Here is a 19583-nt window from a genome sequence, read left to right as displayed (position 1 = left end):
GATTTACTCCTGATAGGCTCCGTTAAAGAGGGTGCCGCCCAGCGGGTTCATCTGCACGCCCTGGATGTCGTAGCGACTGGCCTGGGTTTGCAGGGCATGAGCCAACGGGATGAGCGGCACCTCCTGCGCCAGCACCTTCTGGGCGTAATAGTAGTTTCGAATGCGAAAGCCGAGCTGCTGGGTGCTGACCGCATCGTCGAGCAGCTGCTCGAAGGAGGGGCTGCACCAGCGGCTCATGTTGCTGCCGCTGGCGATGGCCTGGCAACCGAGCAGCTGGCGAAAGAAGTTGTCCGGGTCGTTGTTGTCGGCCTGCCAGCCACCGAGTACGGCATCGTAACGGCCGTTGTCGATCGCGTGATCGAGTACCGACTGCTCGAGTTTCTGGATTTTCACCTTCACACCGATGAGCGCCAGATCGTTGCGGATAAGCTGGGCGGTCTTGAGCGGATCGGGATTGTAGGAGCGCGAGCCCACCGGGGCGAGCAGGCGCATCTCGAAGCCCTTGGCCATGCCCGCCTCCTTGAGTAACTGCTTGGCCGCCGCCACATCGCGGCGTACCGGCGGCTGCGCGGGGTCAAATCCCCAGGAGAGCGGGGGAAGCAGGCTGCGTGCCGGCTCGCCGGTGTCGTAATAGACGGCGTGCAGCAGGTTATCGCGATTGATGGCCAACGAGAGGGCCTGGCGTACCCGCACATCGTTCAAGGGCGGCTGGCGGGTATTGAGCGCCACAAACGCCACGTTCATTCCCGACTGCACCGAGAGGCTCAACTCGGGGTGGGATTGGATCACCCCTATCTGGCTGGCGGCCGGATAGCTCATCACGTCGCACTCACCGGTGAGCAACTTGGTCAGCCGTTTGGCCGAGCGAGGGATGATGTCGAAGATGAGCTGACCGGTACGGGCCGGTCCTTTCCAGTAGGCGTCGTGGCGCACATAGCGAATAAACTGGTTGTCTCTGTACTCCTTGAGCCGATAGGGGCCCGTACCGACCGGCGCCTTGTCGATACGATCCGGCGTACCCGCCAGCAGCAGCTTGTCGGCATATTCGCTCGAGAGGATCACCGAGTTGGCACTGGCCAGATCGGCCAGGAAGGCCGCATTGGGGCGCTCCAGCTCGAACTCGACCACCCGTTCCGAGCGTTTGTGGACCCCTTTTATCAGCCTGTCCAGCCCCAGATTCTTGAAGAAGGGGTAGCGCCCCCCCGAGACGTGGTAGTAGGGGTGACGCGGGTCCAGCACCCGGGCGAAGCTGAAGATCACATCGTCCGCATTGAGGGGGCGCGTTGGCACGAACTCGGGGCTGGCGTGAAACATCACCCCTTTACGCAGGGTAAAGCGATAGCGCAGGCCATCCTCGCTGACCGACCACTCGGTGGCGAGGGCGGGCTCCAGAGCCAGGGTGATGGGGTTGAGCTCGAGCAGCCGGTCATAGAGTGGATAGGAGACGGCATCGAGGGTCGTCCCCTGGTTGGTCAACTGGGGGTTGAAGGTATGAGGAGCCCCTTCCGCGCAGTAGATCAATCCCTCTGGACGGTGTTCGGTCCCTTGCGCCTGACCGCAGGCGATCAGCAGGCTGCAGGCGAGCAACAGCGGTGTGTTGGTGATCATGATTCAACCGTAGTGTGAAAATGGCTCAGGCATCGTCGCCATCTTGCAGTCGATATTTGCGTATCATGCCACGAAACTGGTGATAACTCAGCTCGAGCAGGTCGGCGGCCTTGCGCTGGTTGTATTGGGCCGTGCTCATGGCTTGTCGGATCAACCCCATCTCGAAGGCGGCCACCGTCTCTTTAAGCGGCAAGGGCAGTGTCAGGCTCTCTCCCTCGCTGGCCGGTTGTGACGCGCGGCGACGAGGGCGCCATGGCGAATCGAACGGGTCCAGCACCAGCTCGGCGATAGGCTCCTGGCTGCTGCCGTGGCGATAGAGGCTGCGCTCGATCACGTTTTTGAGCTCGCGCACGTTGCCTGGCCAATGATAGTCGCGCAGCGTCTGGCGAACCCGGGGGGTAAAGCCCGGAAACAGCTCGAGTTCGAGCTCCCTGGCCATCTGCAGGGCAAAATGGTCGGCCAGCAGCTCTATATCCTCGGGGCGCTCGCGAAGGGGGGGCAAGGTTATTACATCAAAGGCGAGGCGATCCAGCAGATCGTGGCGAAATTTTCCATCATCGGCCAAATGGGGCAGGTCCTCGTTGGTGGCACAGATGAGTCGCACATCGACCTTGACCGGGCGCGAGCCACCCACCCGCTCAAACTCGCCATATTCGATGACCCGCAGCAGCTTCTCCTGCACCCTGGCCGAGCTGGTGGCCAACTCATCGAGAAACAGGCTGCCGCCGTCGGCACGCTCGAAGCGTCCCTGGTGGCGCTTGCTGGCGCCGGTAAAGGAGCCGGCCTCATGACCAAACAGCTCGGTCTCAAGAAGGGATTCGCTCAGGGTGGCACAGTTGATGGCGACAAATTCCTGATCCCAGCGGCTCGAGAGATAGTGGAGGCGGTGGGCGATCAGCTCCTTGCCGGTGCCGCGCTCGCCGATGATGAGCACGGGCTTGCGCAGGGGGGCGAGGCGAGAGACTTGCTCGATCACCTCGAGAAAGGCATTGGACTCTCCGAGCAGGCTTTCCATGGCCGGTTGCATTGGGGCTCCTTGGTCAGTTGAACCAACAGTTGGTCTATTTAACCATGCTGCTCTAATTGTCACCAGAGCCTGAGAGGTGTTAGGCTTGATAAATCAGGGAATTAAGCATTTTTCATGAGTTGGCACAGGCTTTGCTCTACTGTGATGCACAGGATTACGCCAACCCATGAACGTATTACAGGAGTCTATAATGGGCATTTTTTCCCGGCTTGCCGACATCATCAACTCTAACCTCTCTGCCCTGCTCGACAAGGCGGAGGATCCCCAGAAGATGGTTCGTCTGATCATTCAGGAAATGGAAGATGAGCTGGTCAAGGAACGCTCTAACCTCGCTCGTTTCCTCGCCAACCAGAAAGAGCTGGCCCGCCAGATCGCCCGCCACGAGGAAGAGGTGCAGGCCTGGCAAGACAAGGCCGAGCTGGCGTTGACCAAGGGACGTGAGGATCTGGCCCGTGCCGCCCTCATCGAGAAGAAGAAGCAGGGCGAGGTGGTGGAGGCGCTCGGTCGTGAGCTGGCCGCTGCCGACAGCGGGATCGCCAAGCTGAGCGAGGAGATTAGCCAGCTGCAAGCCAAGCTGGAAGACGCCCGTGCCCGGCAGAAGGCGATGACCCTGCGCAGCGAGGCCGCCAGCAGCCGCATCAGCGTGCAGAGCACCCTGGAGCGGGGCAGCGGTCAGGCCGCCATGGAGAAGTTCGACCGCATGGAGCGCCGCATCGACGAGATGGAGGCCCGCGCCGACCTGGGAACCGACCGCACCCTCAAGGCGCAGTTTGCCGAGCTGGAGGTCGACGATCAGATAAGTCGTGAACTGGAGGCCCTGCGCAGTAAACTCGGTCAGGGCGACAACAAGCAAGGGGAGTAAAGGATGGAAGATCTGCTCGGAATTTTGATGGTCCCCATGGTGGTCTTCATGGTGGTGGTGGCACCCATTTGGCTCATCCTCCACTACCGGGCCAAGGGGCGTCTGGGAGAGGGGTTGGCCGAGGAGGAGCGGCTGCAGCTCCATGGCCTCGTCAGCCGCGCCGAGAAGATGCAGGAGCGGGTTGCCGCCCTCGAGTCGATTCTGGACTCTGAAGTCCCGGGCTGGAGGAGCCGCGTATGACCGGCCCCTACACCAGCGACGGGGGGCGTCGCCTCTACCGGGATCCCCGTAACGGCAAGATAGCCGGCGTCTGTGCCGGTCTGGCCGACTACTTCGGGCTCGAGACCTGGATCGTCAGACTGCTGGCCATCTCCGGGCTGATCTTCGCCGGCGTCATCGCCTTTACCGCCTACTGCGCCGCCTGGCTGCTCCTCGACAAGCGCCCGCCGCGCCTGATGGAGGAGGGGATCTTGATGAAAGAGCGCAGCTGGCAGTCGGGGGCAACTCCGCGCCAGGCGCTGGGCAAGGTGAGTGCCGAGCTCGATCGCCTCGAGCCCAGGCTGCAGGCCATCGAGAAGCTGGTCACCTCGCGCGAGTTTCATCTGCAACGGGAGTTTCGCAACCTCTGATGAGCCTCGAACACACACTGAGGCGTTGGCAGGACAAGGCCACGGATGCGGTCAACCGTGGCCTCGATCGACACGTTCGCCTCGCCGTCACCGGGCTGTCGCGCTCGGGTAAGACGGCCTTCATCACCGCCCTGGTCAATCAGCTCGAGCACGCCGCCCTCGATGCCCGTCTCCCCCAGTGGGAGGTGGTGCGCCAGGGGCGTCTGCTCGGGGCGCGCCGGGTGCCTCAGTTAAATCACCATATCCCCACCTTTGCCTACGAGCGGGGCATGCACTCCCTCTATGGTTCGCCCCCCGCCTGGCCGCAGGCAACCCGGGGGGTGGCCGAGATCCGGCTCGAACTGCGTTACCAGAGCCGCCATCTGCTGCGCCGCCAGTTTGCCGAGAGTAGCACCCTCTATCTGGATATCGTCGACTATCCCGGCGAGTGGCTGCTCGATCTCCCTCTGCTGGAGCAAAGCTTCGAGCAGTGGAGCGAGCAGGTGCGCCGTCAACTCGACGATCCTGCCCTGCGCCAGCTCGCTGCCCCCTGGCTCGATACTCGTTGGCAGCCGGATGCGCCGCTCGATGAGGGGCAACTGGCCCGGGTGGCCGAGACCTATACCCAGTGGCTGCATAGTTGCAAGGAGGCACTGGGACTGCACCTGATCCAACCCGGCCGCTTCGTGCTGCCGGGCGAATATGCGGGGGCACCCATGCTGCAGTTTGTGCCCTGGGTCTGGGCGACGCCGGTGGGCGAGTGCCCGGTGGGGTCTCTCTATCACACCCTGCGCGAGCGCTTCGAGCACTATAAGCAGCATCTGGTCAAGGGATTCTATGAGGAGCACTTCGCCGGCTTCGATCGCCAGATAGTGCTGGTCGACTGCCTGCAGCCCCTCAACGCCGGTCCCGGCAGCTTTGCCGACATGCAGCAGGCGCTCTCACGCATCATGGAGAGCTTTAGCTACGGCAAGAGCAGCTGGTGGCGACGCCTCTTCTCCCCACGTATCGACAAGCTGCTGCTGGTGGCCAGCAAGGCCGATCACGTCACCCCGGAGCAACACCCGGCGCTGCTCTCCCTACTGCAATCCCTCATTCGTACCGGCCGCGGTCAGGCGCGCTTCGAGGGGATCGAGACCGAATGCATGGCGCTCGCCTCGGTGCGGGCCACTGAGGTGGGGCAGGGACAGAGTCAGGGGCGCACCTTTCCCGCCCTCAAGGGGGAGGATCTGGCGGGTAATGCCTTGCTGCTCTTCCCCGGCGAGGTTCCTGCCAGCCCTCCCACCGCGGCCTGGTGGCAGAAGGGGTGCTTCGATTTTCATTCGTTCCGGCCCCTGCAAATGGATCCGCACAAGGCCATGCCCCATATTCGTCTCGATGCCGCGCTGGAGTATCTGCTCGGCGACAAGCTCACCTAAGGAGCCCCATGATCCAGGAAAAGCCTCGCGGCAAGATAGTCCTCGATACCCTGCCTCCCGAGCCGGAGCCCGCCCGCCCGGCGCCCGGCGCCCGGCTGGAGGCGTCGAGCTTTGCCCCTCTGGAAGAGGAGGTCGAGCAGACGCTGCGCCGTCCGGCGCGTCCCCGTCGTCGCCACCGGCTGCTCGCCTGGGGCGCCGCCGGGCTTGGGCTCCTCTCTTTGGCCCAATATGGTCACTTCTTATGGCAGCAGTGGTTGAGTGAGCCCCTCTGGGGCGGTGCCTGGTTGCTTGCCTCCGGGCTGGTCGTGTGCGGCGCCTCGTTGGCGCTGGGACGGGAATGGCGCCGGCTGCGCCGGCTGAAGAAGCGCCAGGACGTGCGCTCGCGCGCCGAGGATCTGCTGGCCCATCAGGGGGTGGGGAAGGGCGCCATCCTCTGCGAGCAGCTGGCCCGGGAGTCGGGTGAGCAAGGGAGCGAGGGCTATCGACGCTTCTGCGATCAGCTTGAGGCGACCCACAGCGATCGGGAGGCACTCACCCTCTACAGTCAGCTGGTGCTGGCCGAGCGGGATCGCCAGGCCCGGGGGCGGGTGGTCAAGTGGGCTGCCGAAGCGGCCGTCATGGTCGCCGTGAGCCCGCTGGCAGTGGTCGATATGGCCCTGATCCTGTGGCGTAACCTGCGCATGATCGATGATATCGCCGATGTCTACGGGATAGAGCTCGGTTACTGGAGCCGCATTCGCCTCATCCGTCAGGTGCTGCGTAATCTCATCTACGCCGGCGCCACCGAGCTGGTGACCGACGTGGGGATGGACGTGCTGGGGGCCGATCTGGCCGGTCGACTCTCGGTGCGGGCGGCTCAGGGGGTGGGGGCCGGCCTGCTGACCGCCCGCCTCGGCATCAAGGTGATGGAGAGCTGTCGCCCCATTCCCTGGCAGGGAGAGGAGCGCCCCCGTCTGGCCAGCTATCGCAAGGCGTTGGTGGAGAAGGTGACAGGCTACCTGACCCGGCGTGATGCGGAGTCAGAATAGACCTGTAACAATTTGATTACATCTTCGAGGGGCAGCCACCGTCAGCGGGTGGCTGCTTTTTTTCCGGCCGACTCGTTAACCTGACAACTAAGGGGGCGCTTGCCCTTGTCGGATCAGGATGATGTGATGAAAGGAACCCAGTATCACGCCAGGGAGAGTGGCCCGGATGGCCACATCGCCTGGAGCGAGCAGGAGAATGCCACCTGGCATACCCTGATAACCCGCCAGAGCATGGTGTTGCCGGAGCGGGCCTGCGACGAGTATATCGCCGGCCTGGATCGCCTGGCGCTGCCCAGCGGGCGGATCCCCCAGCTCGACGAGATAAGCCGGGTGCTGCGCGAATGCACGGGGTGGTCGGTGGCGGCGGTGCCGGCGCTGATCTCGTTTGATCGCTTCTTTTCCCTGCTGGCGGATCGCCACTTCCCGGTGGCTACCTTTATCCGCACCCCACAAGAGCTCGACTACCTGCAAGAGCCCGACATCTTTCACGAGATCTTCGGTCACTGCCCTCTGCTGACCAACCCGGCGTTCGCCCACTTCACCCACGTTTACGGCCAGTTAGGGCTGGCGGCGAGCAAGGAAGAGCGGGTCTTTCTGGCTCGCCTCTACTGGTTTACGGTGGAATTTGGCCTGCTACAGACCCCGCATGGTCCCCGGATCTACGGCGGCGGCATCCTCTCTTCCATCGGTGAGACCCGCTATGCCTTGAGCGAGACGGCGAGGGTGGAGCCCTTCGATCTGCTGGAGGTGCTGCGCACCCCGTATCGCATCGATATCATGCAACCTGTCTATTTCATGCTGGAGCGGCTCGAGACCCTGTTCGAGCTGGCCGACAGCGACATCATGGGGAGGGTGCGCGAGGCGATGCGCCTCGGGCTGCGTCCTCCCCTCTATCCCCCCAAGCCGGTGGTGACCGGTAACAAGGAGTTGAACCTATGAGTGAACTGGCTGCCGAGCGCTGTGAAGCCTGCCGTGCCGATGCCCCCAAGGTGAGTGAGGCCGAGCTCGCCGAACTGATGGGCGGCATCCCCGACTGGCAACCCGTGGTGGAGCAGGGGGTGCTGATGCTCAGGCGTGAGTTTGCCTTTCGCAACTTCAAGGAGGCGCTCGCCTTCACCAATCGCCTGGGTGAGCTGGCCGAGGCCGAGTTCCATCATCCGGCGATCCTCACCGAGTGGGGCAAGGTGACCGTCACCTGGTGGACCCACAAGATAGGCGGGCTGCATCGCAACGACTTCATCATGGCGGCGCGTACCGACGGCCTGCTCTGAGCCGGCAAAGAGCCCGGGCCTGACGGCAAATCGCCGTCGGGCCCGCATTTTTTCGGGTCAGGGCTCGCCCCGACAAGAGTGAGTCTGTATCATCCGCCGGTATTGAAAAGTCAGTAAGGAATTGACCCTCACATGCGTCTCGAAGTGAGCTGTGAAGACCGCCTGGGGCTGACCCGGGAGCTGCTTGACCGCCTGGTGGAGCGCAATATCGATCTGCGTGGCATCGAGATCGACACCTCCGGCATCATCTATCTCAACTTCCCCGAGCTGGAGTTCTCCGATTTTCAGCACCTGATGCCCGAGATCCGGCGCATCCCCGGTGTCTATGACGTCAAGACCATTCCCTATATGCCCTCCGAGCGGGAGCATCACGAGATCCGGGCCCTGCTCAAGGCGCTGCCGGATCTCATCTTCTCGCTGGATGTGCGTGGCCGTATCACCCAGGCCAACCAGGCGGCGCTGAGCGCCCTCGGCACCACCATAGAGGAGCTCAGGGGCGGTGCCCTTGGTCACCATATCAAGGGCTTTGCCTTCAGCCGCTGGTTGGAATCGAGCGACCCCAGGGCTCAGACCTGCAAGTTGGGACTCGGTGGGGAAGAATATCTGGCCGATCTCATCCCCCTGTTTGTCGATGAAGACAAGGGGCGTCAGGCGCTGGCCGGCGCCGTGGTGGTGCTCAAGTCTGCCCGCCGCGTCGGACTGCACTTCAGTGCCCTGCATGCCGACGAGATCGGTGGCTTCGAGCACATTCAGGCCCAGAGCAGCCGCATGAAGCAGGTGCTGGTCGAGGCGGCCAAGCTGGCGATGCAGGATGCCCCCTTGCTCATCATGGGTGAGACGGGCACCGGCAAGGAGCTGCTGGCCCGCGCTTGCCACGGCGCCAGCCTGCGCTCTAGCCACCCCTTCATGGCACTCAACTGCGCCGCCATGCCCGACAACGTGGCCGAGAGCGAGCTCTTTGGCTATGCCCCCGGCGCCTTTGGCAACAACACCGAGGGCAAGCGTGGCGTGCTGGAGCTGGCCAGTGGCGGCACCCTGATGCTCGACGAAATAGGCGACATGTCGCCGCACCTGCAGACCAAGTTCTTGCGGGTGCTGCAGGACGGGGTGTTTCGCCGGGTGGGTGACGAGCAGGAGGTGCAGGTCAATGTGCGCTTCATTTGCACCACCCAGAAGAACCTGCGTGAGCTGGTGGCCGAGGGTAAGTTTCGCGAGGATCTCTTCTATCGCCTCGACGTGCTCACCCTGAACCTGCCTCCCTTGCGCGAGCGCAAGGCCGATATTCTGCCCCTGGCCCAGCACTTCGTGGCGCGTTTTGCCAGCGAGCAGCAACGCAGCCGGCCACGGCTGACCCGCAACCTGGGTGACGTGTTGCAGGCCTATCGCTGGCCGGGCAATGTGCGCCAGCTGCGTAACTGCCTCTATCGGGCCATGACCCTGTTGGAGGGCGATGAGCTGGGCCCCGAGCAGATCGAGCTGCCCACCGAGAGCGACCCCATCCCCGTCATCGACGAGTGGTTCGAGGGGGATCTGGACGAGGCGGTCAAGCGCTTCGAGCGCCGCCTGCTGGAGCGGCTCTATCCCGCCTTCCCCTCCACCCGGCAACTGGCCAAGCGGCTTGGGGTCTCCCACACCGCCATCGCCAACAAGCTGCGCGACTATGGGCTCGGCAAGAAATAGCTGAGCCGGCCCCTGACCGATGGATGCTAGTAAAAAATCCGACCCCGTCTATGGGGTCGGATTTTTTCGTTTCAGGCAGGATGAGCGACAGATCGCTCAGGGCCTGGCTCTCACGGCTGAGGGCGCCAGCTGGCGGTCAGACGCACCAGCTCCACCAGGGTTGCCACCGCTTTTTCCATGGAGGGCACGGGGATGAACTCGTGCTTGCCGTGGAAGTTATGGCCACCGGTGAAGAGGTTGGGGCAGGGGAGGCCCATGAAGGAGAGGCGCGCCCCGTCGGTGCCACCACGGATTGGCTTGACTCTGGGGGTGACGTCGGCCGCCGCCATCGCCGCCCTGGCCAGCTCGATGATATGCATATGGGGCTCTATCTGACTGCGCATGTTGCGGTAACTGTCTTGCTGCGTCAGGGTGATGCGGGCCCCCGGGTTGGCCTGTTGCAGCTCCTGGGCTCGCTGCTCCATGAGGCGTTTGCGCGCCAGGAAGGCGTCATCGTCGAAGTCACGGATGATGTACTCGAGCCGGCTCTGCTCTACCGTCCCCTCGCTCAAGGCCAGGTGATAGAAGCCTTGATACCCTTCGGTGCACTCCGGGGTCTCATCGCCTGGCAGGCTGAGATGGAAGCGGGCGGCCAGGGTCTGACTGTTGATCATGGCGCCCTTGGCGCTACCCGGGTGCACGTTGTTGCCGGTGATGACCAAGGTGGCGCTGGCCGCGTTGAAGTTCTCGTACTCCAGCTCACCCAGCTCACCCCCATCGACCGTATAGGCCCAACGGGCCTTGAAGCGATCCAGCGGGAAGCGGTCGGCACCACGCCCTATCTCTTCGTCCGGGGTGAAGCCTATCCAGAGATCGCCGCGCGGGATCTCGGGGTGGGCGATCAGCTCCTCCACACAGGTGAGGATCTCGGCGATCCCCGCCTTGTCGTCGGCGCCGAGCAGGGTGGTGCCGTCAGTGGTGATGAGATCCTGCCCCAGATAGTTCCTCAGGCAGCGAAACTGACGCAGCGAGAGCACCTCGTCTCCCTTGCCAAGGCAGATATCGCCCCCTTGATAATTTTCCACCAGCTGGGGGCGCACCGCGCGGGCCTCATAGTCGGCGGTATCCAGGTGCGCAATCAAACCGATGGCAGGTGCCTCGGGGCAGTTGCCGGGCAGGCGGGCAGTCAGGTAGCCGTGCTCATCGAGCACTATCTCCTCGAGGCCAAGGGTCGTCAGCTCCTCTTTCAGGGCGCGGACAAGCTCCCATTGCCCGGGTGTGCTGGGACAAGCGGAGCTGGCGGCGTCGGAGCGGGTGTGAAACGTAACGTAATGCAGGAAGCGATCGACAACGCGGGTCATAAACGGGCTCTGAAAAGGGATTGAGAGTCGGCCATTGTGGGGAGGGTAGGCCGAGAAAACCTTGTTCCAAGACAGGGTTTGTGACGTTTTTGGCGCATTCGTAACAAGTCGGCAAAGGTCGAGGTCGCCGTTGCCGGCGGCAATAGAGGGCGCGGCTTGCGATGATTAGCCCTGTATAAATTGTGGTTGTTGCTGGTATGGTAGGGGCTGGACGCAAATCAATATGCAAGGAGAGTGCATGAAATATTCAGCATTGAATGACCAGCTTCAGGATAACCACCTCGATGAAGTGGCGGCCTTGAGCCTGCTCGACTGGATCGGGGAGTGGGGACAGCACTCCCCGCAAAGTGCCCTCAATCAGTCGCAATCCCTCGCGACGGTGGACTTCCACTGGCCCGAACGTCACCCCAAACCACTGCTTCAGGTCGATGGATATGGTCGCATCTGGTTCTATCACGAACGGATGGCTACCTCGGTGCTGCAACCCGAGCTGGAGGCCCACTTTGGCGATGTATTCGGAGAGCTGGAAACGGGGCCGGTCAGCTGCCTGCAACCCCACGACTGGCAAGGGCGGCTGCAGGATTTGACCCACTTATTAAAACGCCATCTTTGAACGCTATTTTTTATTGTCACTGAGCCGACTCTATGTGTAAACTCCGCGCCGATCCTGCTCCCCAACGGGAACGGGATCGAGCGCCTATAGGGCGAGGCATGCAGAAACGACAGACACTGCAGGGATCTGGTTTCTTTTATACCGGTCAGGATCCGGTATCAGGGAGAACAACAGCGACACGATGCAACCGATTGACCGAGTGAGCGACGCAGCTCAATCTTATCCCCTTGTCATGGGCGGTCAGTGGTCGTGGAGTGTGCTGTGGTGTGTTGTCGTCAACCCCTCCGCAATGGCGGAGCGACGCCGCGTCCCTCTCCTTTCGACCAATCCCGTCTGACGGCTCTGCGGCCAACCGGATGAGACGGCAGCGTGGCAACGAGCTGCCTCCATCAAAGCGTCGCGGAATACAGTTGTATCCCCCGCATACCGTTGAGCTTGATGTAAAGCCACCAGCCCCACATCAAGACTCGTTACTTCCCAAAATCCACCAGGCAGCCTTGGCTTGCCGCAAATGGTCTGGATGTGATCGAGGGTAACGAAGGCGGCCTTAAGCCGCTCATTAGCGAGGCATAGCCCATGACTAACTGGTCCAGCAAGGACTCTCTCAAGGTCTATAACGTCCCCTACTGGGGAGCCGGTTTTTTCGGCATCAACGAAGAGGGGCACGTCACCGTGTCTCCGGACAAGTCCCGTCCTGACGCGAACATCGTCATCTCCGATGCCATCGAACAGCTGCGTCAAGCCGGCTTGACCACTCCCGTACTGCTGCGTTTCCCCGACATTCTCAAGAGTCGGGTCGATGCCCTGTTCAATGCGTTTGGCCAGGCCATCGAGAAATCGGGCTACGAGGGTGACTACCTGTGTGTTTACCCCATCAAGGTGAACCAACAGCGTCGCGTTATCGAGACCATCAGCTCCGCCTATACCGACAAGCCGCGTCTCGGCCTCGAAGCCGGCTCCAAGCCGGAACTGTTGGCGGTGCTCTCCCACCATCACGAGCAGGGCTCGGTGATCGTCTGCAACGGCTACAAGGATCGCGAGTACGTGCGCCACGCGCTGCTCGGTAACCTGATGGGCCACAAGGTGGTGATCGTCGTCGAGAAGCCCTCCGAGCTGGATCTGGTGCTCGACGAGTCGGCCCGTCTCAACATCCGCCCGCACATCGGTGTGCGCGCCAAGCTCGCCTCCACCGGCTCCGGCATGTGGGAATCGAGTGGCGGCGCCATGTCCAAGTTCGGTCTGAGCGCCACCCAGATCCTCAAGCTGGTAGAGAAGCTGCGCAGCATCGGCAAGCTCGACTGCCTCGAGCTGCTGCACTTCCACCTCGGCTCCCAGATCGCCAACATCCGCGACATCCAGGGCGGTGTGCGCGAGTGCGGCCGTTTCTACGCCGAGCTGCGCCGTCTGGGCGCCAACGTCACCATCGTTGACGTCGGCGGTGGCCTGGGCGTGGACTACGAAGGGACCCGTTCCCAGAGCCACTGCTCGGCCAACTACAGCCTCTCCGAATACGCCAACAACGTGGTGTGGGGCATCGGCGACGTGTGCCGCGAGTTCGACTTGCCGCACCCGACCATCATCAGCGAGTCGGGCCGTGCCCTGACCGCGCACCACGCCGTGCTGGTCACCAACGTGATCGGCGCCGAAGGGGTGCAGATGAACGACATCAAGGCACCCGGTGACGACGAGCCGACCATACTGCAGAACATGTGGCAGAGCTGGGTAGACCTGCACGAGGAAGACCCCTCCCTGCTGGAGATCTTCCACGACTCCCAGGCCGATCTGTCGGACGTCAACGCCCAGTACACCATGGGCCTGCTCAACCTCGAGCAGCGCGCTTGGGCCGAGAGCCTGCATCAGAACATCAGCCTGGCCATCAAGGAGCGCCTCAACCCGGTTAACCGTAACCACCGGGATCTGGCCGACCAGCTCAACGAGCAGCTGGCCGACAAGTGCTTCGCGAACTTCTCCCTGTTCCAGTCCCTGCCGGACGCCTGGGGGATTGGTCAGGTGTTCCCTGTGCTGCCGCTCTCCGGTCTGGATCGCCCGCTGACCCGTCGCGGTATCCTGATGGATATCACCTGCGACTCCGATGGTCAGGTGGAGCACTACGTGGACGGCCTGGGGGTCGAGAGCACCCTGCCGATGCCCCACTACGGCGAGAACGAAGATTGCCACATCGGCTTCTTCTTGGTCGGTGCCTATCAGGAGATCCTGGGGGATCTGCACAACTTGTTCGGCGACACCCATTGCGCCGAAGTCTGGCTCGATGACGAAGGCCAGATGGACATTCGCAACATCGTCCGCGGTGACACCGTCGATCAACTGCTGCGCTACGTGAATATCGATCCGTCGGTCATTCGCGAGAACTACCAGAAGATTGCCAGCCACCCCTCCCTGAGCGACGACATGCGCAAGGCGCTGCTCGACGAGCTGGAGCTGGGCCTGCAGGGTTATGCCTATCTGGAAGAGGAGTGATCCTCTTCCCCTGACTAAAAGCGGCGCCGGATGGCGCCGCTTTTTTTATGGGTGGCCGCGCCGTGTTGCTCCGCTCGGACAGGGCGTTAGAATGGGTGCCGGTTAGACCAAAGGAGTTGGCATGTTTCGTCTCGGATTGATCATCAACCCCGTCGCCGGGTTGGGGGGAAGTGTGGCCCTCAAGGGCTCAGATGGCGTCGTCGAGCTGGCGCGCCGGCTCGGGGCCGTGCCGCGCTCGGCCGAGCGCGCCAGGGCGGCCCTCGCCGAGCTCGCCGGGCTCGATTATGAGCTGGTGACGGTGGCGGGCCCCATGGGAGAAGAGCTGGCCCGGGAGATGGGGATCCCCCATACCCTGATCGACCATCACCCAGCGGCCGAGAGCTGCGCCAAGGATACCCGCAGCGCGGCCCGTCTCATGGCCGAGATGGGGCTCGATCTGTTGCTCTTCGCCGGCGGCGATGGCACGGCGCGGGACATCTGCGCCGCCGTGGGGGAGCACGCCCATGTGCTCGGCATCCCGGCCGGTTGCAAGATCCACTCCGGTGTCTACGCCGTGACGCCCCAGGCGGCGGGGAGGGTGGTGGCCCGCATGATAGGCGGCGAGCTGCTCACCCTGGCGCAAGGGGAGGTGATGGACATCGACGAGGAGGCGTTTCGTGCCGGTCGGGTGCGGGCACGCCATTTCGGCGAGTTGATGGTACCCCAGGATCTGCGCTTCGTGCAGGCGGTCAAGGCGGGGGGAAGGGAGTCCGAGCCGCTGGTGCTGGCCGATATCGCCGCCGAGGTGGTCTCCAGGATGGAGCCGGACACCCTCTACCTGATGGGCTCTGGCACGACGGTGGCCGCCTGCATGGCGGAGCTGGGTCTGGAAAATAGTCTGCTCGGTGTGGATCTGGTGGAAAATGGCCGGCTGATCGGGCAGGATCTGCGCGCCGACGAGATCCTTACCCGGATAGCGGGGCGCCCCTGTAGCCTGATCATTACCCCGATCGGTGGGCAGGGACATCTGTTCGGACGAGGCAACCAGCAGTTAACTCCTGCCGTGCTTCGTGCGGTGGGCCTGGATCGCATCCTGGTGATCGCCACCAAGAGCAAGTTGGCTACCCTGGCGGGGCGGCCCCTGCTGGTGGATACGGGTGACAGGACGCTGGATCAGGCCCTGCAAGGCTATCGGCGCATCGTCACCGGCTGGCGGGATCAGGTCATCTATCCGGTCGCCAACCCGGCCTAGGTCCGACGCTTAACATCATAACCCTGTGTGCCGGAGATCCCGGCCAAAGAGGCTGTTCCATGTCGATTCTTAATTCCCTGTCGATTCAAGAGTATGAACACAAGCTGCTGGGGCTGATAGACAGCCAGGTGGCGACCGCTACCGATGACGAGCTGTTTGCCGGCGGGTATCTCAGGGGGCATATCTCCCTGGCGGTGGCCCGCGCCGAGCTGGAGGGGAAGACGCTGGTGCGTGATGTGAAGAGCTACGTGCTGCGCAGCCTCAACGAGGCGATCCTGCAAGGAGAGCTCTCCGATGAGGATCAGGCACATGTGATGGCGATGTGGGAGCAGTTACAGGAGCATGCTGAGTCCTGAATCACAATTCAAACTCGGGTTTGAATTAGTTCTTTCCTGAGTCTTTACATAGTGTTAATAATTGGGTTGCCTATTGTTGCAGGGAATTAACCATGGCCACCCGATCCAAGATTGCCCACAAGTTGCCGCTCGAAATGCTCTACCATTGGGAGCGGCAATGTCCCGATAGAATCTATCTGCGTCAGACCATCAACCGCCAGTATGAGGATTACAGCTGGGCGAGGGTGGCCGACGAGGCGAGACGCATCACTGCGGCCTTGCGTGCCCTGGGCCTGGTCCCGGGTGACAAGGTCGCACTCCTCTCCAAGAACTGCGCCCACTGGTTTATCGCCGATCTGGCGATGCAGATGGGGGGCTATGTCAGCGTGCCCATCTACCCGACCGCCAACAGCGATACTATCGAATACGTACTTCGCCACAGCGAAACCAAGGCGATCTTCGTCGGCAAGCTTGATGATTGGAAGAGTCAGGCGTCGGGGATCCCGCAGGAGCTGCTGCGGATCGCCTTCCCCTATGAGACCATGCCGGCCCAGCATCAGTGGGCCGATCTGATCCAGGCCCATGAGCCGATTGCCGAGAGCCCGGTGCAGGAGCCCGATAGCTTGCTGAGCCTGGTCTACACCTCGGGCAGTACCGGCAAGCCCAAAGGGGCCATGCTCTCGGTCGAGCGTTATGGCTGGTCTTGCGAGAAGCTGGTCGAGACGGTTGGATTGTGCGAGGAGGATCGCGGTTTCTCTTACCTGCCGCTCGCCCACATCACAGAGCGGGTCTATGTCTACGGTGGCAGCCTCTACAGTGGCGCCGTGATCGCGTTTCCCGAGTCCCTCGACACCTTCGTCGAGGACATCAAGCGTTGCCGCCCCACCGTCTTCATCTCTGTGCCCCGTCTGTGGGCCATGTTCCGCATCAAGATCTACGAGAAGCTCCCGCCCCAGAAGCTGGCGTTGCTGCTCAAGATCCCGCTCGTCTCTACCCTCATCAAGCGCAAGCTGCGCGAGGGACTGGGGCTGGATAAGGCCAGGGTGCTGGGCTGTGGCTCGGCGCCGGTCGCCCCCTCACTGCTGCAGTGGTATCGCAGCATAGGGCTCAACATCACTGAGGCGTGGGGCATGACCGAAAATCACGCCTACTCCACCCTCAACTACCCCTTCCGCGGTGACAAGATTGGCTCGGTCGGCAAGGCGGGGGCCGGGGTGACCATCCGCATCTCGGAAGAGGGGGAAATCCTCTGCCGCTGTGAGGGGATGATGGTGGGCTACTACAAGGATCCCGAGAGCAGTGCCACGGCCATCGACGCCGATGGCTGGTTGCACACCGGCGACATGGGCAAGATCGACGGCGAGGGTTATCTCACCATCACGGGTCGCATGAAGGATGTGTTCAAGACGGCGAAAGGCAAGTATGTGGCCCCTGTCCCCATCGAGGGCATGCTGGGTCAGGAGCCTCTCATCGAGCAGCTCTGCGTCATCGGCTATGGCATGCCTCAGCCCATTGCCCTGGTGCAGCTGACCGAGAAGGCGATGAAAGAGGGGCACAGCGAGATCGAGCGAGCCCTCGATCTGGCCCGGGCGCGGGTCAACGAGAAGCTCGAGGCTCACGCCAAGCTCAAGGGGCTGTTCGTGGTCAAGACCCCGTGGAATATCGAGAATGGGGTGCTGACTCCGACCATGAAGATCCGCCGCCACCTGCTCGAGCAGCGTTATGCGGATCTGGATAATCAGTGGCCTTCGAACAAGAGCATCGTCTGGGAGTCTTGATCCCGGGGCACACTGCATGGATGAGGGGAGCAGCAGGCTCCCCTTTTTTTATTTCGGCGGAGCGAACAGGTACAAATAAAAAAAGGGGCCCTGGTGGGCCCCAAAGCACATCACACGCATCCTTGGGTAAGGATGCGCATCATATCTGCACCGGTTAATAATGACAGTTGACGGATGTTGCCATTGACAGATTGGCCATTCATTGTTAGCCGAAAATGACAAGGTTTTCATATTTGATCTGTGTGGATGAAAACGAAATCATGCGGTTTTTCAGCGTGTTGAGTCGTGAGTCCATGGCCGGCTGACCTATATTTAATTCGATGCCATCCTGGTGAATTAAATAATCGATATGTCCATGTTGATTAAATCATGGGTGGATTTTTATCGATGCGGTGATTCGAGAGAAATAACGAGAGAAGATCGCCCCCATGATGGGGGCGATGTGATGAAGGTCAGAGCCAGAAGCTGATAATAAAGGAGCCGGCGAGGGTCAGCATGACGTTGGCGACCGCATAGGTGCCGGCGTAGCCGAGCGCGGGGATAGAGCTGTTGGCGGCCTCGTTGACCACGTCCATGGCCGGGGCACAGGTCCGCGCCCCCGTGATGGCCCCCAGCAGCAGGGCCGGGTTCATCTTCAGCACCCAGACGCCAAACAGATAACCGATGAGCACGGGCAGCGCCGTGACTATCATGCCGGAGAAGAGCACGATTCCCCCCACTTCACTCAAGTGATCCAGGATGCCGCCCCCCGCCTTGAGGCCTGTGCTCACCATGAAGACGGCGAGCCCGAGATCCTTGGCCAGCCGCAGGGCGCCCGGCGGCACATAGCCCACGGTCGGGTGGTTGGCTCTGAGGTAGCCCATCAGTATGCCCGCCAGCAGCAGCCCAACCGCATTGCCAAGGCCAAACTCGATCTGGCCGAACACCAGAGAGACAGAGCCTATCAGCAGCCCCAGCACGAAGAAGGTGGTGAAGGCGACCAGATCCGTGGTCTGGCTGTGGATGCTGATAAAGCCTATCTTGCCCGCCAGCTGTTTCACCCTCAGCTTCTCGCCGCTTATCTGCAGCACGTCGCCCTTTTGCAGCATGATGTTGCGATCAAATGGCATCTCTATCTGGGAGCGGACGATGCGGTTGAGGAAGCACCCCTTCTCGGTCAGGTTGAGCTCGGCCAGGTGGCGGCCGACGATGGCGTCGTTCTTGACCACTATCTCCTCAGTGACGATCTGCAGATCCAGCAGGTCCTTGTCGAAGACCTCCTTGCCGTTGCGATAGTTCACGTCCAGCTTCTCGTGGCTGGTGGGGTAGCCCACCAGGGCTATCTCGTCGCCTTCCTGAATGATGGCGTCCCCATCAGGGCTGGCCAGAATGCCGTTACGGCGGATCCGCTCCACATAGCAGCCGGTGTGAGGATAGATGCCGGTCTCACGCAGGGTGCGTCCGCCAATCCAGGCGGCGAGCTCGGGGCCGACCCGATAGGCGCGGATGATGGGCAGGTAGGTCTTGCGATTCTCGTTGTCTGACAGGCCGCGCTCGCGGGCGATCTTCTGGGCCTCGGTGGAGAGATCGAGGCGGGCCAGTGCCGGCAGGTAGCGCACCACCACCATGAGGCCGACCAGCCCCACCAGATAGGTCAGGGCATAGCCGATGCCCATGTTATCGAGCACCGCCTGCATGTCGGTCTGGTGAGGCAGGTTCAGCAGGCCGCTACGCAGGGCATCCTGAGCCCCCACCAGGGCCGGGGTCGAGGTGAGCGATCCCGCCAGTATGCCGGCGGCGAGACCGGGCCCCAGATTGAAGACCTTGGCCAGCCCCACCGTCAGCAGCAGGGCCGAGAGCAGGATCACCAGAGTCAGGGTGATGTAGTGGATCCCGTCGCGCAGGAAGACACTGAAAAAGTGCGGACCCGCTTCGATGCCGACGCAGAAGATGAAGAGCATGAAGCCGACGTTCTCGGTCGATGCCGTGAAGTGGAATCCCATCTGGCCGAACAGCAGGGCGGTGAACAACACACCTATGGTGTTGCCTATCTGAAAGTTGCCGATGCGCACCTTGCCGAGCAGCAGGCCGAAGGCCAGCACCACAAACAGCAGCAGGGAGTCGCTTTGATGAAGCAGGGTCACAAAATCAATGGTCATGCCCGGTGTAACCGAGGAAAGTTGCAAGGGGCCAACAGTATGCCCTGAAGCATGCCAACAAAGAAGCCAAAGCCCACGTTTTATCCCGTTTCAACCGGGTATAGCGGCAAGAGACGCTGTCATCAGGTAGCTACATTGTTTTGCAAATGTTGCGCGAGCTCACGCCGG

At 62.2% G+C, this 19583-nt stretch carries 17 protein-coding genes; 13 read left to right on the top strand and 4 right to left on the bottom strand.

Going from position 1 to position 19583, the window contains the following annotated elements:
- Positions 1-3: 3 nt before the first annotated feature.
- Both sapA and pspF read right to left on the bottom strand, forming a co-directional pair.
- Entirely contained in the window at positions 4-1608 is a 1605-nt protein-coding gene (sapA, locus tag BN1121_RS15585) for an ABC transporter substrate-binding protein SapA (protein WP_005361326.1), read from the bottom strand.
- 25 nt (positions 1609-1633) lie between these two features.
- Positions 1634-2635: a phage shock protein operon transcriptional activator gene (gene pspF, locus BN1121_RS15580; RefSeq protein WP_005361325.1), complete on the bottom strand. Its 1002-nt coding sequence runs from the start codon at positions 2633-2635 to the stop codon at positions 1634-1636.
- Positions 2636-2825: 190 nt separating this feature from the next.
- Here pspF and pspA point away from each other — a divergent pair, with 190 nt between their 5' ends.
- The 8 genes from pspA to tyrR all read left to right on the top strand — a co-directional run bounded on the left by pspA (position 2826) and on the right by tyrR (position 9502).
- The gene (pspA, locus tag BN1121_RS15575) at positions 2826-3497 is read left to right on the top strand and encodes a phage shock protein PspA (protein ID WP_005361324.1); all 672 of its coding nucleotides are present in this window, start codon (positions 2826-2828) and stop codon (positions 3495-3497) included.
- Positions 3498-3500: 3 nt separating this feature from the next.
- Entirely contained in the window at positions 3501-3737 is a 237-nt protein-coding gene (pspB, locus tag BN1121_RS15570; RefSeq protein WP_005361323.1) for an envelope stress response membrane protein PspB, read from the top strand.
- Positions 3734-4126, top strand: a complete 393-nt coding sequence (gene pspC / locus BN1121_RS15565; protein ID WP_005361322.1) for an envelope stress response membrane protein PspC — start codon at positions 3734-3736, stop codon at positions 4124-4126. Before pspB ends, pspC begins: the two co-directional genes overlap by 4 nt.
- Positions 4126-5523: a YcjX family GTP-binding protein gene (locus BN1121_RS15560; RefSeq protein WP_005361320.1), complete on the top strand. Its 1398-nt coding sequence runs from the start codon at positions 4126-4128 to the stop codon at positions 5521-5523. Before pspC ends, BN1121_RS15560 begins: the two co-directional genes overlap by 1 nt.
- A gap of 8 nt (positions 5524-5531) precedes the next feature.
- On the top strand, positions 5532-6551 hold the full coding sequence (locus tag BN1121_RS15555; RefSeq protein WP_043598042.1) for a YcjF family protein: 1020 nt from the start codon (positions 5532-5534) through the stop codon (positions 6549-6551).
- Between the two features lie 126 nt (positions 6552-6677).
- Positions 6678-7490, top strand: a complete 813-nt coding sequence (gene phhA / locus BN1121_RS15550) for a phenylalanine 4-monooxygenase (RefSeq protein WP_005361797.1) — start codon at positions 6678-6680, stop codon at positions 7488-7490.
- Positions 7487-7822: a 4a-hydroxytetrahydrobiopterin dehydratase gene (locus BN1121_RS15545; RefSeq protein ID WP_005361800.1), complete on the top strand. Its 336-nt coding sequence runs from the start codon at positions 7487-7489 to the stop codon at positions 7820-7822. Before phhA ends, BN1121_RS15545 begins: the two co-directional genes overlap by 4 nt.
- Before the next feature lie 132 nt (positions 7823-7954).
- A complete protein-coding gene (tyrR, locus tag BN1121_RS15540; protein ID WP_005361803.1) occupies positions 7955-9502 on the top strand; it encodes a transcriptional regulator TyrR in 1548 nt (515 codons plus the stop codon).
- Positions 9503-9612: 110 nt separating this feature from the next.
- Here the strand turns inward: tyrR and pepT are convergent, their stop codons facing one another.
- Positions 9613-10842 (bottom strand): peptidase T, encoded by a 1230-nt coding sequence (pepT, locus tag BN1121_RS15535; protein ID WP_005361805.1) that lies wholly within the window; start codon positions 10840-10842, stop codon positions 9613-9615.
- Positions 10843-11080: 238 nt separating this feature from the next.
- Between pepT and BN1121_RS15530 the strand changes: the two genes are divergently transcribed.
- The 5 genes from BN1121_RS15530 (at position 11081) to BN1121_RS15510 (ending at position 17277) form a co-directional block, all read left to right on the top strand.
- The gene (locus tag BN1121_RS15530; RefSeq protein WP_043158217.1) at positions 11081-11455 is read left to right on the top strand and encodes a hypothetical protein; all 375 of its coding nucleotides are present in this window, start codon (positions 11081-11083) and stop codon (positions 11453-11455) included.
- Between the two features lie 576 nt (positions 11456-12031).
- Positions 12032-13933: a biosynthetic arginine decarboxylase gene (speA, locus tag BN1121_RS15525; protein WP_005361813.1), complete on the top strand. Its 1902-nt coding sequence runs from the start codon at positions 12032-12034 to the stop codon at positions 13931-13933.
- Between the two features lie 121 nt (positions 13934-14054).
- The gene (locus tag BN1121_RS15520; protein WP_043598040.1) at positions 14055-15164 is read left to right on the top strand and encodes an ATP-NAD kinase family protein; all 1110 of its coding nucleotides are present in this window, start codon (positions 14055-14057) and stop codon (positions 15162-15164) included.
- Between the two features lie 77 nt (positions 15165-15241).
- Positions 15242-15520, top strand: a complete 279-nt coding sequence (locus BN1121_RS15515; protein WP_043158221.1) for a YfcL family protein — start codon at positions 15242-15244, stop codon at positions 15518-15520.
- Positions 15521-15612: 92 nt separating this feature from the next.
- Complete coding sequence (locus BN1121_RS15510) at positions 15613-17277, top strand: AMP-binding protein (RefSeq protein ID WP_005361822.1); 1665 nt, start codon at positions 15613-15615, stop codon at positions 17275-17277.
- Between the two features lie 452 nt (positions 17278-17729).
- On the opposite strand, the gene BN1121_RS15505 is transcribed toward BN1121_RS15510, so the two are convergent.
- The gene (locus BN1121_RS15505) at positions 17730-19415 is read right to left on the bottom strand and encodes an aspartate:alanine antiporter (protein WP_005361825.1); all 1686 of its coding nucleotides are present in this window, start codon (positions 19413-19415) and stop codon (positions 17730-17732) included.
- Positions 19416-19583: the final 168 nt, after the last annotated feature.

Origin of the sequence: Aeromonas diversa CDC 2478-85 (assembly GCF_000819805.1) — a bacterium.
GTDB lineage: Bacteria > Pseudomonadota > Gammaproteobacteria > Enterobacterales > Aeromonadaceae > Aeromonas > Aeromonas diversa.
The sequence above is the reverse complement of the archived record's forward strand: the minus strand, read 5'-3'. Positions and strand labels throughout refer to the sequence as shown.

What these genes read in the sequence shown, in the direction of transcription:
- phhA (WP_005361797.1), top strand. Translation starts at nt 6,678, where the DNA reads ATGAAAGGAACCCAGTATCACGCCAGGGAGAGTGGCCCGGATGGCCAC.
- speA (WP_005361813.1), top strand. Translation starts at nt 12,032, where the DNA reads ATGACTAACTGGTCCAGCAAGGACTCTCTCAAGGTCTATAACGTCCCC.
- BN1121_RS15530 (WP_043158217.1), top strand. Translation starts at nt 11,081, where the DNA reads ATGAAATATTCAGCATTGAATGACCAGCTTCAGGATAACCACCTCGAT.
- BN1121_RS15505 (WP_005361825.1), bottom strand. Translation starts at nt 19,415, where the DNA reads ATGACCATTGATTTTGTGACCCTGCTTCATCAAAGCGACTCCCTGCTG.
- BN1121_RS15520 (WP_043598040.1), top strand. Translation starts at nt 14,055, where the DNA reads ATGTTTCGTCTCGGATTGATCATCAACCCCGTCGCCGGGTTGGGGGGA.
- pspB (WP_005361323.1), top strand. Translation starts at nt 3,501, where the DNA reads ATGGAAGATCTGCTCGGAATTTTGATGGTCCCCATGGTGGTCTTCATG.
- BN1121_RS15545 (WP_005361800.1), top strand. Translation starts at nt 7,487, where the DNA reads ATGAGTGAACTGGCTGCCGAGCGCTGTGAAGCCTGCCGTGCCGATGCC.
- BN1121_RS15555 (WP_043598042.1), top strand. Translation starts at nt 5,532, where the DNA reads ATGATCCAGGAAAAGCCTCGCGGCAAGATAGTCCTCGATACCCTGCCT.
- BN1121_RS15560 (WP_005361320.1), top strand. Translation starts at nt 4,126, where the DNA reads ATGAGCCTCGAACACACACTGAGGCGTTGGCAGGACAAGGCCACGGAT.
- tyrR (WP_005361803.1), top strand. Translation starts at nt 7,955, where the DNA reads ATGCGTCTCGAAGTGAGCTGTGAAGACCGCCTGGGGCTGACCCGGGAG.
- pspC (WP_005361322.1), top strand. Translation starts at nt 3,734, where the DNA reads ATGACCGGCCCCTACACCAGCGACGGGGGGCGTCGCCTCTACCGGGAT.
- pspA (WP_005361324.1), top strand. Translation starts at nt 2,826, where the DNA reads ATGGGCATTTTTTCCCGGCTTGCCGACATCATCAACTCTAACCTCTCT.
- sapA (WP_005361326.1), bottom strand. Translation starts at nt 1,608, where the DNA reads ATGATCACCAACACACCGCTGTTGCTCGCCTGCAGCCTGCTGATCGCC.
- pspF (WP_005361325.1), bottom strand. Translation starts at nt 2,635, where the DNA reads ATGCAACCGGCCATGGAAAGCCTGCTCGGAGAGTCCAATGCCTTTCTC.
- pepT (WP_005361805.1), bottom strand. Translation starts at nt 10,842, where the DNA reads ATGACCCGCGTTGTCGATCGCTTCCTGCATTACGTTACGTTTCACACC.
- BN1121_RS15510 (WP_005361822.1), top strand. Translation starts at nt 15,613, where the DNA reads ATGGCCACCCGATCCAAGATTGCCCACAAGTTGCCGCTCGAAATGCTC.